Origin of the sequence: Kitasatospora sp. NPDC007106 (assembly GCF_040634455.1) — a bacterium.
Lineage (GTDB): Bacteria > Actinomycetota > Actinomycetes > Streptomycetales > Streptomycetaceae > Kitasatospora > Kitasatospora arboriphila.
Window position 1 is genome coordinate 22,819 of record NZ_JBEYFP010000016.1, and the last position, 17,825, is coordinate 40,643.

Annotated in this window: 14 protein-coding genes; 6 read left to right on the top strand and 8 right to left on the bottom strand. The window is 73.1% G+C overall.

What is annotated here, in order from left to right; translation table 11 throughout:
• Positions 1-45: 45 nt before the first annotated feature.
• Positions 46-246, bottom strand: coding sequence for a hypothetical protein (locus tag ABZ641_RS03640; protein WP_263103841.1), 201 nt, complete (start codon positions 244-246; stop codon positions 46-48).
• 208 nt (positions 247-454) lie between these two features.
• Between ABZ641_RS03640 and ABZ641_RS03645 the strand changes: the two genes are divergently transcribed.
• From ABZ641_RS03645 to ABZ641_RS03655, 3 genes are all read left to right on the top strand, one after another.
• Entirely contained in the window at positions 455-3,430 is a 2,976-nt protein-coding gene (locus ABZ641_RS03645) for a BTAD domain-containing putative transcriptional regulator (protein WP_359978893.1), read from the top strand.
• Between the two features lie 422 nt (positions 3,431-3,852).
• Positions 3,853-4,575, top strand: a complete 723-nt coding sequence (locus ABZ641_RS03650) for a class I SAM-dependent methyltransferase (protein WP_344625822.1) — start codon at positions 3,853-3,855, stop codon at positions 4,573-4,575.
• A 48-nt stretch (positions 4,576-4,623) separates the two neighbouring features.
• Positions 4,624-6,414, top strand: a complete 1,791-nt coding sequence (locus tag ABZ641_RS03655) for an ATP-binding SpoIIE family protein phosphatase (RefSeq protein ID WP_359978896.1) — start codon at positions 4,624-4,626, stop codon at positions 6,412-6,414.
• Positions 6,415-6,435: 21 nt separating this feature from the next.
• On the opposite strand, the gene ABZ641_RS03660 is transcribed toward ABZ641_RS03655, so the two are convergent.
• The 3 genes from ABZ641_RS03660 to ABZ641_RS03670 form a co-directional block, all read right to left on the bottom strand.
• On the bottom strand, positions 6,436-7,176 hold the full coding sequence (locus ABZ641_RS03660; protein ID WP_344625820.1) for an HNH endonuclease: 741 nt from the start codon (positions 7,174-7,176) through the stop codon (positions 6,436-6,438).
• Positions 7,173-8,156 carry an AAA family ATPase gene (locus ABZ641_RS03665; RefSeq protein ID WP_359978899.1) on the bottom strand — a complete coding sequence of 328 codons (984 nt, stop codon included), beginning with the start codon at positions 8,154-8,156 and terminating at the stop codon, positions 7,173-7,175. The genes ABZ641_RS03660 and ABZ641_RS03665 overlap by 4 nt, the downstream gene beginning before the upstream one ends.
• 87 nt (positions 8,157-8,243) lie before the next feature.
• Entirely contained in the window at positions 8,244-9,197 is a 954-nt protein-coding gene (locus ABZ641_RS03670) for a LysR substrate-binding domain-containing protein (RefSeq protein ID WP_344625839.1), read from the bottom strand.
• A 140-nt stretch (positions 9,198-9,337) separates the two neighbouring features.
• Between ABZ641_RS03670 and ABZ641_RS03675 the strand changes: the two genes are divergently transcribed.
• Together ABZ641_RS03675 and ABZ641_RS03680 are read left to right on the top strand one after the other, a co-directional pair.
• Positions 9,338-9,889, top strand: a complete 552-nt coding sequence (locus ABZ641_RS03675) for a peroxiredoxin (protein ID WP_030273601.1) — start codon at positions 9,338-9,340, stop codon at positions 9,887-9,889.
• A 3-nt stretch (positions 9,890-9,892) separates the two neighbouring features.
• Positions 9,893-10,429 (top strand): alkyl hydroperoxide reductase, encoded by a 537-nt coding sequence (locus tag ABZ641_RS03680; protein WP_344625818.1) that lies wholly within the window; start codon positions 9,893-9,895, stop codon positions 10,427-10,429.
• Positions 10,430-10,548: 119 nt separating this feature from the next.
• Here the strand turns inward: ABZ641_RS03680 and ABZ641_RS03685 are convergent, their stop codons facing one another.
• The 4 genes from ABZ641_RS03685 to ABZ641_RS03700 form a co-directional block, all read right to left on the bottom strand.
• Positions 10,549-11,850 carry an AI-2E family transporter gene (locus ABZ641_RS03685; protein WP_344625838.1) on the bottom strand — a complete coding sequence of 434 codons (1,302 nt, stop codon included), beginning with the start codon at positions 11,848-11,850 and terminating at the stop codon, positions 10,549-10,551.
• 415 nt (positions 11,851-12,265) lie between these two features.
• Complete coding sequence (locus ABZ641_RS03690) at positions 12,266-12,949, bottom strand: lytic transglycosylase domain-containing protein (RefSeq protein ID WP_344625817.1); 684 nt, start codon at positions 12,947-12,949, stop codon at positions 12,266-12,268.
• Positions 12,950-13,375: 426 nt separating this feature from the next.
• Positions 13,376-14,710: a PhoH family protein gene (locus ABZ641_RS03695; protein ID WP_359978903.1), complete on the bottom strand. Its 1,335-nt coding sequence runs from the start codon at positions 14,708-14,710 to the stop codon at positions 13,376-13,378.
• Between the two features lie 214 nt (positions 14,711-14,924).
• Positions 14,925-15,719 (bottom strand): isoprenyl transferase, encoded by a 795-nt coding sequence (locus ABZ641_RS03700; protein WP_344625815.1) that lies wholly within the window; start codon positions 15,717-15,719, stop codon positions 14,925-14,927.
• Positions 15,720-16,094: 375 nt separating this feature from the next.
• On the opposite strand from ABZ641_RS03700, the gene ABZ641_RS03705 reads away from it, so the two are divergent.
• Positions 16,095-17,687: a glycosyl hydrolase family 18 protein gene (locus ABZ641_RS03705; protein WP_359978906.1), complete on the top strand. Its 1,593-nt coding sequence runs from the start codon at positions 16,095-16,097 to the stop codon at positions 17,685-17,687.
• Positions 17,688-17,825 lie beyond the last annotated feature (138 nt).

Below are 17,825 nucleotides of genomic sequence, written 5' to 3' on the forward strand. Positions count from 1 at the left end.
CCCCGGTCCGCGAAGGGCCGGGGCGCGCGCCGTGCGTGCTTCAGGTCAGGGGCAGCTGGTCACGTTGCCGAGCGGCTCGAAGGTCTCGTCGGTCTTCGGGTCCGCCTTGACCGGCTGCTCGCCGGCCGGCTCCTCCGGCTGCTCGGCGAGGACCGAAAGCGCCTGCTCGATCGCGTTCGGGTCGACCGGAGCAGCGGTGTGCTCGGCGGCGACGGGCTCGGTCGGGGTGGTGGTCTCGTCGGCCATGGTGCGCCGCCTTTCAGGTCATCAGATATCGGCGCTCTGGATCGTCCCGGGCGCCAGCCCAGTATCGTAGGGGTCGTTAAATGTCTTATAAACGTCCCGTCCTGCGCACGGTTCGCGGATGTTTGCGCGCTTCCTCATAAGCTGACGCCCCGCCATTCGGCCGGGAGACGCCACAGGGAACCACCGACATACGCCTTCGGGGGAGGACATGGAGCTTCAGGGGACGGCGCCGGCCGATGCGCTGCGCTTCCAGGTGCTCGGCCCCGTCCAGGCCTGGCGCGGGGACGAGCAGCTCGCGCTGGGTTCGCCGCAGCAACAGGCGGTACTGGCGGCCCTGCTGCTCAACCGGGGCCGGCCGGTGACCACCGACGACCTGGTGGACGGCATCTGGGGCGACCGTACCCCGCCACAGGCCGTGGCCGCGCTCCGCACGTACATTTCACGCCTGCGGTCGGTCATCGAGCCCAACCGGGCCGTACGCAAACCGGCCGAGATCCTGGTCTCGGTCAGTGACGGCTACGCGCTGCGCATCCCGGACAGCTCGCTCGACCTCGCGGCCTTCGAAAGCCGGGTCGCGCGGGCCGCCGACGCCCGGGCCGACGGCGACTTCCGCACCTCCCACGAATCGCTGCTGGCGGCGCTCGCCCTGTGGCGCGGCAGACCGCTGCCGGGCATCCCCGGCCCCTATGCGGAGACCCAGCGCACCCGACTGTCCGAGCGGCAGCTCACCGTTGCGGAGGAGCGCTGCGCGACCGCGCTCGAGGTCGGTCTGCACGCCGAGGTGGTGTCGGAACTCAGCGCACTGGCCGCGGCACACCCGCTGCGCGAGCGGCTGCGCGAACTGCTGATGCTCGCCCTGTACCGGTGCGGCCGGCAGGCGGAGTCGCTCGGTGTCTACGCGGACACCCGCAAGTTGCTCATCGACGAGCTCGGTGTGGAGCCCGGCAGCGGACTCGCCGCCATGCACTCCCGGATCCTGGCCGGCGACCCGGCGCTGATGCCTGCCGTGGCGGCAGCCGTACCGCTCACCGACGAGGAGCCGTCGACCTTCGTCCCACCCGCCCAACTGCCCGCCGACGTCTCCGACTTCAGTGGCCGCAGCAAGATCGTGAGCGAGCTCCGGGACGTGCTGCGCGGCGGCTCCGGCCAGGCCGTGGTGGTCACCTCGCTGGCCGGCATCGGCGGCGTCGGCAAGACCACGCTCGCCGTGCACGTCGCGCACCGCCTGCGTCCGGACTTCCCGGACGGCCAGCTCTACGTGGACCTGCGCGGGGCTGGTGCCACCCCGGCCGACCCGGCCGTGGTGCTGGGCGATTTCCTGCACGCGCTCGGCGCCACCGACACTCCGGACTCCCTCGACCAGCGCTCGGCGCTCTACCGCTCGCTGCTGGCCGACAAGCGGATGCTGATCCTGCTGGACAACGCCAGGGACGCACGGCAGCTGACACCGCTGATCCCCGGCGTCTCGGGCAACGCGGTGATGGTGACCAGCCGCTCGCGGCTGGCCGAGATCCCCGGCGCCCACCTGGTGGACATCGAGGAACTCAGCCCCGACGAGGCGCTGGCCCTGTTCTCCGCGATCGTCGGCCATGACCGGGTGGCGGCCGAACCGGCGGCCGCGCTGGCCGTGGTGACCGCCTGCGGCTTCCTGCCGCTCGCCGTCCGCATCGCCGCCGCCCGGCTGGCGAGCCGCCCCCGCTGGAGCGTCTCCGATCTGGCCCGTCGGTTAGCCGACCAGCGCAACCGCCTCCAGGAGCTCCAGCTCGGCAACCTCGCGGTGGAGACCACCATCGGCCTCGGCTACGCCCAGTTGCAGCCGGACGAGGCCCGGGCCTTCCGGCTGCTCTCCGTGGTGGACTCGCCGGACCTGCCGCTGCCCGCCGTTGCTGCACTGCTCGGCACCGACGAGCGGACGGCGGAGGACCTGGCCGAGGCCTTGGTCGAGGCCAACATGCTGGAGTGCTTCACCCCGGGCCGCTACCGCTATCACGACCTGCTCCGGCTGTTCGCACAGCGGCAGAACGAGAAGCTCGGTGACTCCGGCACCCAGCAGGACGCCCTGTCCCGGCTGTTGGACCTCCTGCTCGCCAGCCTGCAGAACGCCGCCCGGGTCATCGAGCCGGACGACGAGCTGACGGAGCTGCTGCACACCCCGGCCACTGCGGGCCTGCTGATGGACGACAGTGCCTCGGCCCGGGAATGGCTGCGGGCCGAACTCTCCCTGGTGCTGAGCGCCGTGGAGCGGGCCGTTCGGGAGCCGGTGGAGCTGCTCCGACCCGGGGTCGACCTGGTGCTCGTCCTGCGCGCCCTGGTCGAGGACCCGACGCTCGGGCGGCGGATCGGCGAGGCGCTGCGGACGGCTGCGGCCAATGCGCAGCAGTACGAGGACACCGATGCCCTGGCACGGATCCACTACGCGCTGGGCCATCTCCAGCAGATGGCGGGCGAGCTCGGGGAGGCCGAGTCCTCGCTACGGCAGAGTCTTGCGCTCCAGGAGCCGGAGGCCTGCACCCACCTACGGATCTCGGCGGCCAACGAACTCGCCGTGGTGCTGATCCTGGCCGGGCGCCCTGCCGAGGCATTGCCGTTCTACCAGCAGGCCCACGAGATCAGCCGCAGCCTCGGCGCGGCGATCGGCGAGGCGCGGCTGCTGGCGAACATGGCACGGGCCTACGTGGGTCTCGACCGGCACGAGGAGGCCGTCGACTCCGCACGGGCCGCGGTCGCGGCCGCCCGGACCTCCGGCAACACGCCCTGTCTGGGCGACACGCTCTACCAGCTCGGCGTGGTGCTGCGGGCGACCGGCTCCACGGCGGAGGCGGCGGAGGTCCTCCGGGAGGCGCACCAGCTCTTCCAGTCCCAGCAGTACCGCTTCTGGGAGGGCTACTCGCTGGCCCGGCTGGCGGCCTGCCTGGTGGACGAGGCGCAGTACTCGGAGGCGGCCGCCGCGGCCGGGGAGTCGCTGTCGATCGCGCAGGAGATCGACGCCGCCTACTGCCAGGGCCTGGCCAATGCCGCGCTGGGCGAGGCGCTCCTGGAGCTGGGGCAGCCCGCTCGCGGGCTGGCCTGTCTCCAGGAGGCGCACTCGGTCTTCAGCCGGCTCGGTGTGCCCGAGGCCCAGCCCGTGCGGGACCTCATCGCGGTGCAGGAGCACACCGAGCCCTTCTCTCCCCCCGCGCCGTAGGCCGTCCGTCCCCCCGACGGGCGGCCCCTCCCCCTTGGGGCGCCGGCGCTCCCGCAGCCCCCCGGCTGCGGGAACGCTTTGACGCTTCCCCGGCGCTGAGAACACTCTGGCAGTTGCCGATTGACGTTCGATAAACGCCCAGATGCACGACGTTTCCGCAGGTCAGAACAGTTGTCCGGCGCACGCCGACAACTGCACCACCCTGGTCCGCTCCGGTGTGCCCCCGCGGCCCGGGCCCGTTTCGTCCGAAACGCGGCCAACTGCGTCCGACTGCGGCGAGTTGGCCGGAAAGGGGCCCCACGGCGCAGTGATCACGCTTATCCTCGAAGGCCAGCAGACACATCGACAAACCGACGCGGGGGCGGACACTGTGGCGGGCCTCGCCCGCCGGGGAGCCAGGTGGAGAGAGAGGTACCCAGGGCGTGACAACCGGACAGATCTCGGACCCGGCACACACCGGGCACCGGCGCCGTTCCGAACGGGCCCTGCAGGCCGTCGCCTTCGACGCGATCGGCCCGCGCTACGACGAGGTCTTCCCGGACCGCACCGGCCAGACCGCCTGCGGCGACTGGCTGCTCAACGAACTCGCCCTCGGCGCCCGGGTGCTGGACGTCGGCTGCGGCACCGGCGAGCCGACCGCCCGCCAACTCGCCGACGGCGGACTGCGGGTGACCGGCATCGACCTCTCGGACGGGATGCTGGCGACCGCCCGCCGGGCCGTGCCGGAGGCCGAACTGCACCGGATGGACATGTACGACCTGGCGACCCCGCGGGCCGCCGCGGCCTGGGGCGTGCCGCAGCTCGGCCCCGACGCGGCCGGCTCCTTCGCCGCCGCCACCGCGTTCTTCTCGCTCGTCCTGCTGCCGCGGGCGGAGATCGCCGCGGTCCTGGGCCGGGTCCGCACCCTGCTGCGGCCGGGCGGGCTGCTGGCGCTCGGCATGGTCGAGGCCGACCTCGACGACGCGCCGCTGCCGTTCCTCGGCCGCGAGCTGCGGATCAGCGGCTACCTGCGCGAGGAGCTGGCCCAGACGCTGGCCGCGGCCGGGTTCGAGGTCGAGGCCTGCACCGGCCACCCGTACGCGCCCGCGTCGACCGCCCTGCCGCCGGAGGAACAGCTCTTCCTGCGCTGTCGGCGCACCACCTGAGAGACCAGCCGGCCCGACCACCCTCGACATCTCAAGAACGGGCAGCCCGTGCGCGACCACTCCTCGCCCCAGGCAGGGCGGCCGACCGCCGCCGTGCCACTGGTCGGCGCCCAGCGCTCCGCACCGCCGCACCGGGACGAACGGCCCGGCCTCGCCGAACGGCTCGGGTACCTGGAGACGGCCACCCGGCGGATCAACGGCTCGCTGGACCTGCGCACCACCCTGCGCGACCTGGGCCGCTCGCTCGTCCCGGCCCTCGCGGACGCCGCCGTGGTGCACCTGCGCGACCCGCTGCCGCCGGTCGAACGCGACCCCGGTCCGCCCACCGCACTCCGCCTGCACCACGGCCACGGCACCCGGCTCGGCCGGCGCTCCCGGCTGTGCCGGCTGGCGCCCGGCGGCCCGCTCGCCCGGATGCTGGCGGGCCAGGCGCCGTACGGGCCCGCGGTGCTCGGCACCCCGGCCGCGGACCGGCTGCGCCCGCTGCTCACCGAGCTGTACGGCGCCCGCACGTTGGGCCGGCTCGCCGCCGGCACGGCCCTGCTGCTCCTGCCGCTGCGCGGACGCAAGGCCGTGCTCGGCCTGCTGCTGCTGATCCGCCGCCCGGGCAAGGCGGGCCCGGCCCGTTTCGAACCCGACGACACCGCGATGGCCCGCCACCTGGCCACCCAGGCCGGCCTCGCGGTGGACACCGCGCTGCGCTACGCCCGGGAGTTCGAGACCGCCCGCGAGCTGCAGCGCCGGATGCTGCCCGCGCACCTGCCGCAGCCGCACGGGGTACGGCTCGCCCACCGCTACCTGCCCGGCGAGCGCGGCGCCCAGGTCGGCGGCGACTGGTACGACTCGGTCGAACTGCCCGGCAACCGGGTGGCGCTGATCGTCGGCGACGTCATGGGCCACTCGCTGACCTCCGCCGCCGTCATGGGCCAGCTGCGCACCAGCGCGCAGACCCTGGCCGGCCTCGACCTGCCGCCGCACGAGGTGCTGTACCACCTCGACGAGCAGGCCCAGCACCTCGGCGCCGAACAGCACCTGGCCACCTGCGTCTACGCGGTGTACGACCCGATCGCCAACCGGGTGGTGGTGGCCAACGCCGGCCACGTGCCGCCGGTGCTGATCGGCCCGGACGGCACCGCGGAACTGCTCGACCTGCCGCCGGGCGCGCCGATCGGCGTGGGTGGCGTCGACTTCACCTCCACCGAACTCCCGGCGCCGCCCGGCTCCGCCCTGCTGCTGTTCACCGACGGCCTGGTGGAGAGCCGGCGCCGCCCGCTGACGACCGGCCTGGAGAAGCTGCGCGCCCGGCTCGCCGCCGCCCACCGGCACTCCCCCGAGCACGTCTGCCAGGAGGCGCTGCGGGTGCTGCCGCCGGGCGAGCGCGCCGACGACATCGCGCTGCTCGCCGCGGCCTTCGACGGCATCCCGGCCGAGGACGTCTCCTACTGGTACCTGCAGCCCCGGCACGAGACGCCCGGCCGGGCCAGGCGCCTCGCCGCGCACGCACTGCGCCGCTGGGGGCTGGAGGAGCTGTCGGAGACCACCGAGCTGATGGTCAGCGAGCTGGTCACCAACGCGATCCGGCACGCCACCCGGCCGGTGACGCTCCGCCTGGTGCGGACCTCGCGGCTGCGCTGCGAGGTCGGCGACGACAGCCCGGCCCTGCCGCGCGCTCGCCGGGCCGGGCCGGACGACGAGCACGGCCGGGGCCTGCAGATAGTCGCCCGGTGCGCCGACGACTGGGGTGCCACCCGGCTCGGCGCGGGCAAGGTGGTCTGGTTCGAGCAGCGCCTGCCGACCCGCTGCCGGGCCGTCCCCACCCGGGCCCGGGACACGGCGTAGCCCCCTGGGCCGGCGGGCGGTTCAGGGACGTTCGAACTCCGGGTGGGTGCGGACGAGTTCGCCGAGGGTGGCGGCCAGGTCGGGGCCGAGGACGGCGTCGGCCAGCGGCGGGGTGCGGCGCAGGGCGAGGACGGTGCGGAGCACGTCGGCGTGGTGCAGCAGCCGCAGGGAGTCCAGGTATTCGCGCTGCTCGGCGGTGCGGCCCGCGGCACCGGCGGTGCGCCAGGCGGTGAGCAGCGACTTGACCACGGTGAACATCATCCGGCGGCCGCGGACGAGCTCGGGGCGGGCGTTCAGGCCGAAGACGTCGATGGTGGCCTCGCCCTTGGCGGTGAGCGGGTCGTAGGCGCCGGACTCCAGGTACAGCACCAGGTGTTCGGCCGGGTCCTCGCGGGCCGGGTCGACCAGCAGGTGCTCGCCGGTGACGGGGTCGCAGGGGAACCGGTCGCGCTTCTGGTTGCTGTTGCAGTGGGCGCAGGCGAGCAGGTGGTTCTGCCAGTCGAAGGTCCGCAGCGGGTCGCGGGCGATCGGCTCGAAGTGGTCGATGTCGGTGCCGAGGTTGTCCCCGCAGTACATGCAGCGTTCCAGGCCGGGCGCCATCCGGCGGAGCATCAGGCGGAGTTGGGCCTTGGGCTGGCGGGCGGTGCGCCAGGCGGCGCGGCCGGCCGCGGTGGTCGGGCCGGCGGTGCGGATGGCGGCGGTGCGGCGGGCCAGTTCGGCGGCGAGGGCGGGGGCGAGCGGCGGCCGCTGCAGCGGGATCACGGCTGGTCGCCCAGCAGCCGGGCGGCGAGTTCGTCCGCGCGGGCGCCGAGGGAGCTGTTGAGCTTGGCGCCGAGGCGCCGGTAGGCGTCGAGTTCGGCGCTGGTGGCGCGGCCGCTGTAGAGCTTGCGCTCCAGCCGGATCAGCAGGCGGCGCTCGGCCTCGGCGGCGGCGGAGTAGGCGCTGGGCAGGCCGAAGAGTTCGGAGAGCGCGGTGTCGTCGCCGCTGCCGTACAGGACGCGCTGGTGCAGGTCCTCGTCGAGGACGCGGGGCGCCTCGTCGGTGCCGGGCGCGGCGAGGCGGACGAGGGTGCCGGGGTCGGCGGCCTGGCAGACGTACGGGCTGTGCGTGGCGACCAGGAACTGCGTCTGCGGGAAGCGGGTGGTGAGCCAGCCGCCGATCTGCTGCTGCCGGACGGGGTGCAGGTGGAGGTCGACGTCGTCGATCAGCGCGATGCCGGGGCGCGGCACGGTGGTCGTGCCGTTCGCGGCCTCGGTGCGGGCGTCCCCGGCGAGGGTGCAGACGATCGCCGCGAGGGCGGCGGTGCCGCTGCCGAGTGCGGTGAGCGGCCGGGCGGGTCCGTCCGGCGGTGCGACCAGGGCGCGGCCGGGGTCGGTGATGCGCCAGCCGTCGGGGAGCAGCCCTTCCGCGAGCAGGGCGGCGGCGGCCGCGGTGAGGGCGGTGGGCGGGGTGCGGTCGGCGCCGAGGTGGTGGGCGCGGGTGCGGCCGTGGCGGGCCGGTTCGCCGCTGCCGTCCCACCGGCCGAGGCCGGGCAGGTCGACGGTGCCGGGGGCGCCGCCGGCGGGCTCCGGGCTGCCGGGGGCGCCGAGGGTCCGGGCGAGGGCCTGCAGCAGGGTGGTCTTGCCGGAGCCGTTCGGCCCGGCGAGGACGGTCCAGCCGGGGCCGGGGTCGACGGCGAGGTCGGCCGTGCGCGGGCCGTCGAAGCACCCGAGGCCGGTCACCCTGATCCGCGACACGTACACGCGCCCACCCCCTTCGTTCGGATCTTCGAGGGAGGTATGCCCAACGCGGCGTGCCGCGATGCCGACGGCGGTGCGTCGACGGAGGAGCTACTCGACGATGCGGACGGGGAGGTCGCGCAGGACGTTCCTGAGGGCGGCGGCGAACCGGTCGTACTCGTCGGTGCGGGCGGAGCCGGGGCGGGTGGCGAGGCCGATCCGGCGGCCGGGGGCGGGGGCGGCGAAGCGGGCGGCGGCGAGCCGGTCGGAGCGGCCGGCCTCGACGTCGAGGGCGGTGACCGGCAGCAGGGTGGTGCCGAGTCCGCCGGCGACCAGTTGGACGAGGGTGGAGAGCCCGGCGATCCGGGTGGTGCCGGCGGCGGTGTCGGCGCCGACCTCGCGGCAGATGTCGAGGGCCTGGTCGCGCAGGCAGTGGCCCTCCTCGAGCAGCAGCACGTCGAGGTCGAGCAGGACGTCCCGCGGGACGTCGGTGCGGTCGGCGAGCTCGTGCCCGGGCGGGGTGACCAGGACGAAGTCCTCGTCGAAGAGCGGGATGTCCCGGGTGGGCGCGGCACCGCCGGCGGGCAGGGCGAGCAGCAGCACGTCGAGCCGCCCGGCGGCGAGCCCGTCGAGCAGCGAGGGGGTGCGCTCCTCGTGGACGTGCAGTTCCAGCTCGGGGTAGCTGTCGCGGACCAGCCGCAGCACGGTGGGCAGCAGGTACGGGGCGACGGTGGGGATCACGCCGAGGTGGAGCGGCCCGGTGAAGGGGCGGCGGGCGGCCTCGACCGCCTCGGTGAGGGAGTGCAGCGAGCCGAGGACGCGGCGCGCGTGCTCGGCGACGCGCTCGCCCAGCGGGGTGATGATGACGCGGCGCGTCGTACGCTCGACGAGCTGGGCGCCGAGGGCGTCCTCCAGGGCGGCGACGGCGCCGGACAGGGCGGGCTGGCTGGTTCCGGTGGCGGCGGCGGCCTCGCGGAAGTGCCGGTGCTCGGCGACGGCGACGAAGGCGCGCAGCTGGGCGACGCTGGGGGTGCGGGGCTTGCTGTGGTGCTGGGCAGTACTGATAGCTCTCTCCGATCAGATGCGACGATTCTAGCTATTTCCCCGATCAGTCCGTGGTGTGCGAGGGTGGGTGGCGTCCGAATACGTCGAACCATAGGCAATTCGGGTACTTTCCCTCATATCTCAAACCAGGAGAAGCGAACGTGCTCACGATCGGTGACAAGTTCCCCGAGTTCGAACTCAACGCCTGTGTCGACCTCGACGCCGCGAACGCCTTCGCCGAGATCAACCACAAGACCTACGAGGGCAAGTGGAAGATCGTCTTCTTCTGGCCGATGGACTTCACCTTCGTCTGCCCGACCGAGATCGCCGCGTTCGGCAAGCTGAACGAGGAGTTCGCCGACCGCGACGCGCAGGTCCTGGGCGTCTCCGGTGACTCCGAGTTCGTGCACCACGCCTGGCGCAAGGACCACAAGGACCTGCGCGACCTGCCGTTCCCGATGCTGGCCGACGTCAAGCACGACCTGATGCGCGCCTGCGGCGTCGAGGCCGCCGACGGCACCGCCCAGCGCGCGGTGTTCATCGTCGACCCGAACAACGAGATCCAGTTCGTCATGGTGACCGCCGGCTCCGTCGGCCGTAACCCCAAGGAGGTCCTGCGGGTGCTCGACGCGCTGCAGACCGACGAGCTGTGCCCCTGCAACTGGACCAAGGGCGAGGACACCCTCGACGCCCAGGCCCTCCTGGCGGGCTGACCCATGGCCCTCGACGACCTCAAGGCGGCCCTGCCCGAGTACGCCAAGGACCTCAAGCTCAACCTGAGCGCGGTCATCGGCAACTCGGACCTGCCCGAGCAGCAGCTCTGGGGCACCGTGCTGGCCTGCGCGATGGCCACCCGCTCCCCCGCCGTGCTGCGCGAGCTGGAGCCCGAGGCGAAGGCGAACCTCAAGCCGGAGGCGTACAACGCCGCCAAGGGCGCCGCCGCCGTGATGGGCATGAACAACGTCTACTACCGGACGCTGCACCTGCTCTCCGACAAGGAGTACGGCAGCATGCGGGCCGGCCTGCGGATGAACATCATCGGCACCCCGGGCGTCGAGAAGGCCGACTTCGAGCTGTGGTGCTTCGCGGTCTCCGCGATCAACGGCTGCGGCCAGTGCCTGGACTCGCACGAGGCCGTCCTCAAGAAGGCCGGTGTCGAGCGCGAGGTGATCCAGGCGTCGATCAAGATCGCTTCGGTGATCCAGGCGGTCGCCGCCACCCTCGACTCCGAGGCCGCGATCGCGTCCATCTGACGCACCGGCACGGAACAGGGGCGCGGAGAACTGCGCGGAACGGAAGACGGCTGAGCCCAGCCTCTCCCGCCGCGCGCAGTTCCCCGCGCCCCTTGTGCGTCTCCCGGGCGTTCGGCCCCCTACTTCTGGCGGGCGTTCTCCAGGGCTTCGAAGACCTCCAGGCCGGCGGCGTTGCGGCGGCGGAGGTGGGAGACGACGGTGTTGGTCACCGCGATCAGCGGGACGGCCACGATGGCGCCGCCGATGCCGCCGACGATCGAGCCCGCGGCCACGCCCAGCACCACGGCCAGCGGGTGGACGGCAACCGCGCGGCCGAGGATCAGCGGCTGCAGCAGGTGCCCCTCGATCTGCTGGACGGCGACCAGCACCACCAGCACCATCAGTGCGGTGAACGGGCCCACGGTCACCAGGGCGATCAGCACCGCGATGGTGCCGGTGACCAGGGCGCCGACCAGTGGCACGAAGGCGCCCAGGAAGATGATCACGGCCAGCGGCATGGCCATCGGCACGCCGAGCAGCTGGATGCCGATGCCGATGCAGAGCGCGTCGATGAAGGCGACGAAGACCGTCCCGCGCACGTAGGCGGTGAGGGTGGCCCAGGCCTTGGGGCCGGCGCCGGCCATCGCGTAGCGGGAGTGCCGGGGCAGGCAGCGCAGCGCCCAGGACCAGATCCGGGCGCCGTCGTACAGCAGGAAGAACGTGGTGAAGGCGGCGAGGACGACGCCGGTGAGCACCTCGACGGCGATGGTCACGCCGGTGAAGCCGGCCGAGGTGATCTGCTCGGAGTTGCTGCCGATGGCGGTGGAGATCTGCCGGGCGAAGTCGTTGATCTGCTGCTGCGTCAGGTGCAGCGGGCCGGTCACCAGCCACTCGCGGAGCTGGTTGACACCGTCCTGGACCTTGCCGGTGACGGACTCCAGGTTGCTCGTCACCTGCCAGACCACGAACCAGCCGACCAGGCCGATGCCGGCGAGGCCGCTGAGGAAGGTCCCGGCGGCGGCCAGCGAGCGGGGGACGCCGAGGCGCTTCAGCCAGGAGACGGTCGGTTCCAGCAGGGCGGAGATCAGCAGCGCCGCGAGCACGGCGAAGGCGACCAGCCGCAGCATGTCGACGACCCGGAACAGCACGTAGAGGGCGACGCCGAGCAGCAGCAGCCGCCAGGTGGACTCGGCGGCCACCCGCAGGCCCCACGGCACCGCCTCGACCGGGGTGGCCGGGCGGCCGGGGTTGTGGACCTCGCGGTGGACGGGGGGCAGCCGCTCGGGTTCGGCCCGCCGCGGCGGCGGGAGCCGGTCGGCCGGGCCGTCCTCGGCGTCCGCGGCGGCGAAGGCGTCGGCCTGGGCGGCCGCCCGGCGGCGGCGCTCCAGCGCGGCCCACACACCGGCGGCGACGGCGCCCGTCCTGGCGAGCGCCTTGAGCATCCTGCGGTCCCGCGTCCCGTCGGCTCTGTCCGCTGCCACGTCCGCGCCCTCCCCGTTCTTCCTGTCCGCCAGACGGTACCCGCCCGGGGTGCCCGCGGTCCCCTCCGCCCCGGTGCCCTTCCACCGGGGAGAAGGTGACGAATCAACGTGAAACGGATGGTTTCGGTCGTCCTCGATCGGGGAGGACTCCGAACACAGGACCAACTGCCGGCGGACCGGCCGGTGCCGGAGGTCCAGGACCCGCTCCGGCGCCCCGCGTCCGCATCGAGCCGCACCGCCCGTGAGCGCCCTGGTCAGCGCCGCCCGGGCGGCGCGGCCCGCCCTCGGGGCCGCGCCCCGCGGAGGGTTCCCGGCATGCGGAAGGCCCCCGACCGGAGCGGTCGGGGGCCTTCGACGCACAGCTGTGGCGGCAGGATCAGTACCAGTGGTGGGACTGCCAGAACGACCAGGCGTCACAGGGACTGCCGTAGCGGCTGTTCATGTAGTTGAGGCCCCACTTGATCTGGGTCGCCGGGTTGGTCTTCCAGTCGGCGCCGGCCGAGGCCATCTTGGAGCCCGGCAGGGCCTGCACCAGGCCGTACGCGCCGGAGGACGCGTTGGTGGCGGTGTAGTCCCAGCCGCTCTCGCGCTTCACGATCTCGCTGAAGCAGGAGAACTGGTTGGCGTCGCCGATGATCTGGGCGGCCATCGCCTGGACCGAGCCGGCCGGGACCGCGGCGAGGGCGGTCCGCGCGGCGGCGCGGTTGGCGGCCTCTTCGTCGGCCTTGCGCTTCGCCTCTTCGGCGGCCTTGGCGGCCTTCTCCGCGTCGGCCTTGGCCTGCGCGTCGGCGGCGGCCTTCTGGCGCGCGGCCTCCTCGGCGGCCTTCTTGGCGGCCGCGTCGGCGGACACCTGCTGGGCGCTCGCCTGGCGGGCGAAGTTGTCGCTGATGGTCTGCGCCTGGGCGCCGGAGGGCACATCGGCGAGCAGCGTGGCGCTCGCGACGTCGACCGTCTGCGTGGTCGTGCCCTCGCTGCCCGAGGCCGCGCCCACGACCGCACCGACAGCGGTGACGGCGGTGGCGGAGGCCACAGCAACTCCCCGGACCGAGATCCGAGTCACATGGTTTCCTTCCGGCGGCGACCGCGCGTGACCGTACGGACGCAACATGCCCCTTGCCGCTCGCCTCCGTCGGTGCTGGTCACGGGAGACACTGGCCCGACTGCCGGGCCGAGCGGGCTCGGAACGGCGTGGTGAACGGGCGGCGTACGACTCATCGGTGTTCAGTTGTGTGCCCGCCGACCGGAGTTGCCGGGCGTGATTCTGCCGTACGCGGGGCCTGACAGAACCCTCACCATGCCGCACCGGGACGTGTCTACGCAATTCCCGGTTGCGTGGCGGATCTCACAATCTTCGCGAGCTGGGCGTTTGCCCGAAAGGTCGTCGACGACCCGTCGGACCCGGTGACAGATCGAGGGGCCTGCCGGTATGCGGCAGGCCCCTTGACGGTCATTCATACTGATTTGTCCGCTTTTGTCACTGCCGTTCCTACGGCTGGATGTCCTCCAGCATCTCGGTGACCAGGGCGGCGATCGGCGAGCGCTCGGAGCGGGTCAGCGTGATGTGGGCGAACAGCGGATGCCCCTTCAGCTTCTCGACCACCGCGACCACGCCGTCGTACCGGCCGACCCGCAGGTTGTCGCGCTGGGCGACGTCGTGGGTGAGGACCACCCGCGAGCCCTGGCCGATCCGGGACAGCACCGTCAGCAGGACGTTCCGCTCCAGCGACTGCGCCTCGTCCACGATCACGAAGGCGTCGTGCAGCGACCGGCCGCGGATGTGGGTGAGCGGCAGGACCTCCAGCATTCCGCGGGAGATGACCTCCTCGATCACGTCCGGGGTGGTGACCGCGGAGAGGGTGTCGAAGACGGCCTGCGCCCACGGGCCCATCTTCTCGGCCTCGCTGCCCGGCAGGTAGCCGAGCTCCTGGCCGCCGACCGCGTACAGCGGGCGGAACACCATCACCTTGCGGTGCTGCTGGCGCTCCAGCACGGCCTCCAGGCCGGCGCACAGCGCCAGCGCCGACTTGCCGGTGCCGGCCCGGCCGCCCATCGAGACGATGCCGACCTCGGGGTCGAGCAGCAGGTCGAGGGCGACCCGCTGCTCGGCGCTGCGGCCGCGCAGGCCGAACGCCTCGCGGTCGCCGCGGACCAGGCGCACCCGCCCGTCGTGGGTGACCCGGCCCAGCGCCCGGCCGCGCTCCGACTGCAGGACGAGTCCGGTGTGCACCGGCAGTTCGGCGGCGCCGTCGACGTCCACCCCGGCGTCGTGCGGCGCGCCGAAGAGCGCGTCGACCTGGTCGCCGGGGATGTGCAGCTCCGTCATGCCCGTCCACCCGGAGGTGATCGCGAGCTCGGCCCGGTACTCCTCGGCGAGCAGGCCGACCGAGCTGGCCTTGATCCGCAGCGGGAGGTCCTTGGAGACGACGGTGACGTCGTACCCCTCGGCCTGCAGGTTCCGGGCGACCGCCAGGATGCGGGTGTCCGCCTCACCGCCGCCCGCACGGTAGCCGGCCGGCAGGATCGACGGGTCGGAGTGGTTCAGCTCGACCCGGATGGTGCCGCCGAGCTCGCCGACCGGGATCGGCTCGTCGAGCCGGCCGTGGCGGATCCGGTAGTCGTCGAGGAGGCGCAGCGCCTGGCGGGCGAAGTAGCCCAGCTCCGGGTGGTGCCGCTTGGCCTCCAGCTCGGTGACCACGACCACCGGCAGGACGACCTCGTGCTCCTCGAAGCGGCTCATGGCGAGCGGGTCCGCCAGGAGCACGCTGGTGTCGAGAACGTACGTGCGCCGGTCTGGTGTCCGGCGGCTCTTGGAACTGACCACTAGGCCTCCAGAGCGGATGACCCAGCGTCACCCGCGGCTCACCGGTCCCCGCGACCCCTGTGGCCGGGGTACCGGTCTGACCGGTATATGCCCCGGTGGTGGCCCCTGCATACCCCCGGGCGTGAACTCGGGGGTCACAACAGGAGCACGTTTTGGGGTCGTGGCCTGCGGGTATTTCGTTTGACCCGGCGTCAGTGCCGTCCGGTCGGGGGGCTCAGAGGCCCATGCGGCGGTTGCGCAGCTGGAAGTCGCGCAGCGCCCGCAGGAAGTCGACCTTGCGGAAGGCCGGCCAGTACGCCTCGCAGAAGTAGAACTCGCTGTGGGCGCTCTGCCAGAGCAGGAAGCCGGAGAGCCGCTGCTCGCCCGAGGTGCGGATGACCAGGTCGGGGTCGGGCTGGCCCTTGGTGTAGAGGTGCTCGGCGATGTGCTCGACGTCGAGGATCTCGGCGAGCTGCTCGATCGAGGTGCCGCGGTCGGCGTGCTCCTGGAGCAGCGAGCGGACGGCGTCGGCGATCTCGCGGCGGCCGCCGTAGCCGATCGCGACGTTGACGGTGACGCCCTCGATGTGGGCGGTGTCGTGGGCCGCCTCCTTGAGCACCTGGGAGGTGCGCGGGGGCAGCAGGTCGAGCGCGCCGACCGGGTTGATCCGCCAGCGGCGGGCCTCGGCGAGGCCGCGGACGGCGTCCTCGATGATGCCGAGCAGCGGGACGAGCTCCTCGGCGGGCCGGGAGAGGTTGTCGGTGGAGAGCATCCACAGGGTGACGACCTTGACGTGGGTCTCGTCGCACCAGCCGAGGAACTCGGCGATCTTGTCGGCGCCGCGCTGGTGGCCCTGGGCGGTGGTGCCGCCGGTGGCCTTCGCCCAGCGGCGGTTGCCGTCGAGGATCACGCCGATGTGGCGGGGGGTGTTGTCGAGGTGGACCTCGACCCGCCGGCCGTACAGCCGGTAGGCGTTGTCCAGCAGGGTGCGCAGACCCGGCGTGCGCTCGACGACATCGCGCAGACCCATGTTCCTCGGCCCCTCCGTGCTGGTTCGCCGCTCGCCCACCTGGTGCGGAATACCTGGCGCAGCCTACTCCGGCGGTGTGCGTGGAGGTAAAGCCGCAGGTACCGATGGGGTCACGGCTTCGCCCCGGGAGCGTCCCGGGGTGGAACGGGCCGCTCGGACACGATCCGGTCTCCGCTTCCTTAAGCCAGCCGTAAGACGGCGTAAAGCCGCCGTCCGCTTCTTGACGCCCGGCATTGGTCTAGTCCAGCTTGTGAGCGAGGGCACACCGGAGCCCTTCCCGTACCTCCGCGGTCCCAGCCGTCCCTCCCCCACGCGGAGCCGCCGCGCCCCCCACCGCGGCGGCTCCCCTCCTTCCTTCCTTCCAGGAGCCCGCCCATGGCCCGTCACCTCGCGCAGCCGTCCCACCGGCGGCGCCGCTCCAAGCTCCCGGCCGCAGTCGCCGCCGGCACCACGGCCCTCGCCCTGGCCGGCGCCGGCCTGGCGCTGACCGCCGGCGGGGCCGGCGCCGCCGTCGGCAACCTGGTCACCAACGGCGGTTTCGAGGCCGGCAACCTGTCCGGCTGGACCTGCACCGGCACCGCGAGCGCCGCCTCCTCCCCGGTGCACGCCGGCTCCTACGCGCTGACCGCCGCGCCGAGCAGCGCCGACACCGCCGAGTGCACCCAGACCGTCAGCGTGCTGCCGAACACCAGCTACACCCTGGCCGGCTTCGTGCAGGGCCCGTACGTCTACCTGGGCGCCCGCGGCACCGGCTCGACCGACCCCTCGACCTGGTCCAACCAGAGCAGCTGGAACCAGCTGTCCACCACCTTCACCACCGGCGCGAACACCAACAGCATCACGCTCTACGTGCACGGCTGGTACGGCCAGGGCGCCTACAACGCGGACGACATCACGCTGACCGGCCCGGGCGGCACCGCCACCCCGACCAGCACCCCGACCTCCGCGAAGCCGAGCACCTCCGCCTCGCCGACGTCCTCGCCGACCTCGTCCCCGACCTCCTCGCCGACGAGCTCGCCGACCTCCAGCCCGACGTCGAGCCCGACCTCCTCGCCGACGCCGCCCAACGGCAACCTGCCCAAGCACGTGCTGACCGGCTACTGGCAGAACTTCGACAACGGCGCGCCGGTGCAGAAGCTGCGCGACGTGCAGAGCGCGTACGACGTCATCGCGGTCTCCTTCGCCGACGCGACGGGCACGCCCGGCGCGATCAGCTTCACCCTGGACCCGGCGCTCTCGTCCAAGCTCGGCGGCTACACCGACGCCGACTTCAAGGCGGACATCGCCGCCAAGCACGCGGCCGGCAAGCGCGTCGTCCTCTCGGTCGGCGGCCAGAACGGCGCGATCAGCGTGGCCAACGCCTCCGCGGCGGCCAACTTCGCCAACACCGCCTACGCGCTGGTCCAGCAGTACGGCTTCGACGGCGTCGACATCGACCTGGAGAACGGCGTCGACCCGACGTACATGTCGCAGGCGCTGCACACCCTGCAGTCCAAGGTCGGCGCGAACTTCGTCCTGACCATGGCCCCGGAGACCATCGGGATGTACAGCACCGCCGGTGCCTACTTCCAGCTGGCGCTCAACACCAAGGACATCCTGACCGTCGTCAACACCCAGTTCTACAACTCGGGCGGCATGAACGGCTGCGACGGCAAGGTCTACACCCAGGGCACGGTCGACTTCATCACCGCCCAGGTCTGCACCCACATCCAGGGCGGCCTGCGGCCCGACCAGGTCGGCATCGGCGTCCCGGCGTCCAGCCAGGCGGCGGGCGGCGGCTACGTCAACTCCACCGTGGTCAACAACGCGCTGGACTGCCTCGCCACCGGCACCCACTGCGGCAGCTTCGTCCCGCCGGCGAAGTGGCCGACCATCCGCGGCGCGATGACCTGGTCCACCAACTGGGACCTCAAGAACGGCAACGACTTCTCCACCAACGTGGGCGCCCACGCCCACGCGATGCCGTAACCCGCACGGGGCGCGCCGCCTCCTGAGGGTGGGGGCCGGCGCGTCGCTCAGGAGCCCGCCGTACCCCAGCAGTACGGCGGCGCCGGGGGCGGCGGCCACCGCGAGGTCGCCGTCGGCGGGCCGGCCGGGACGGCCGCC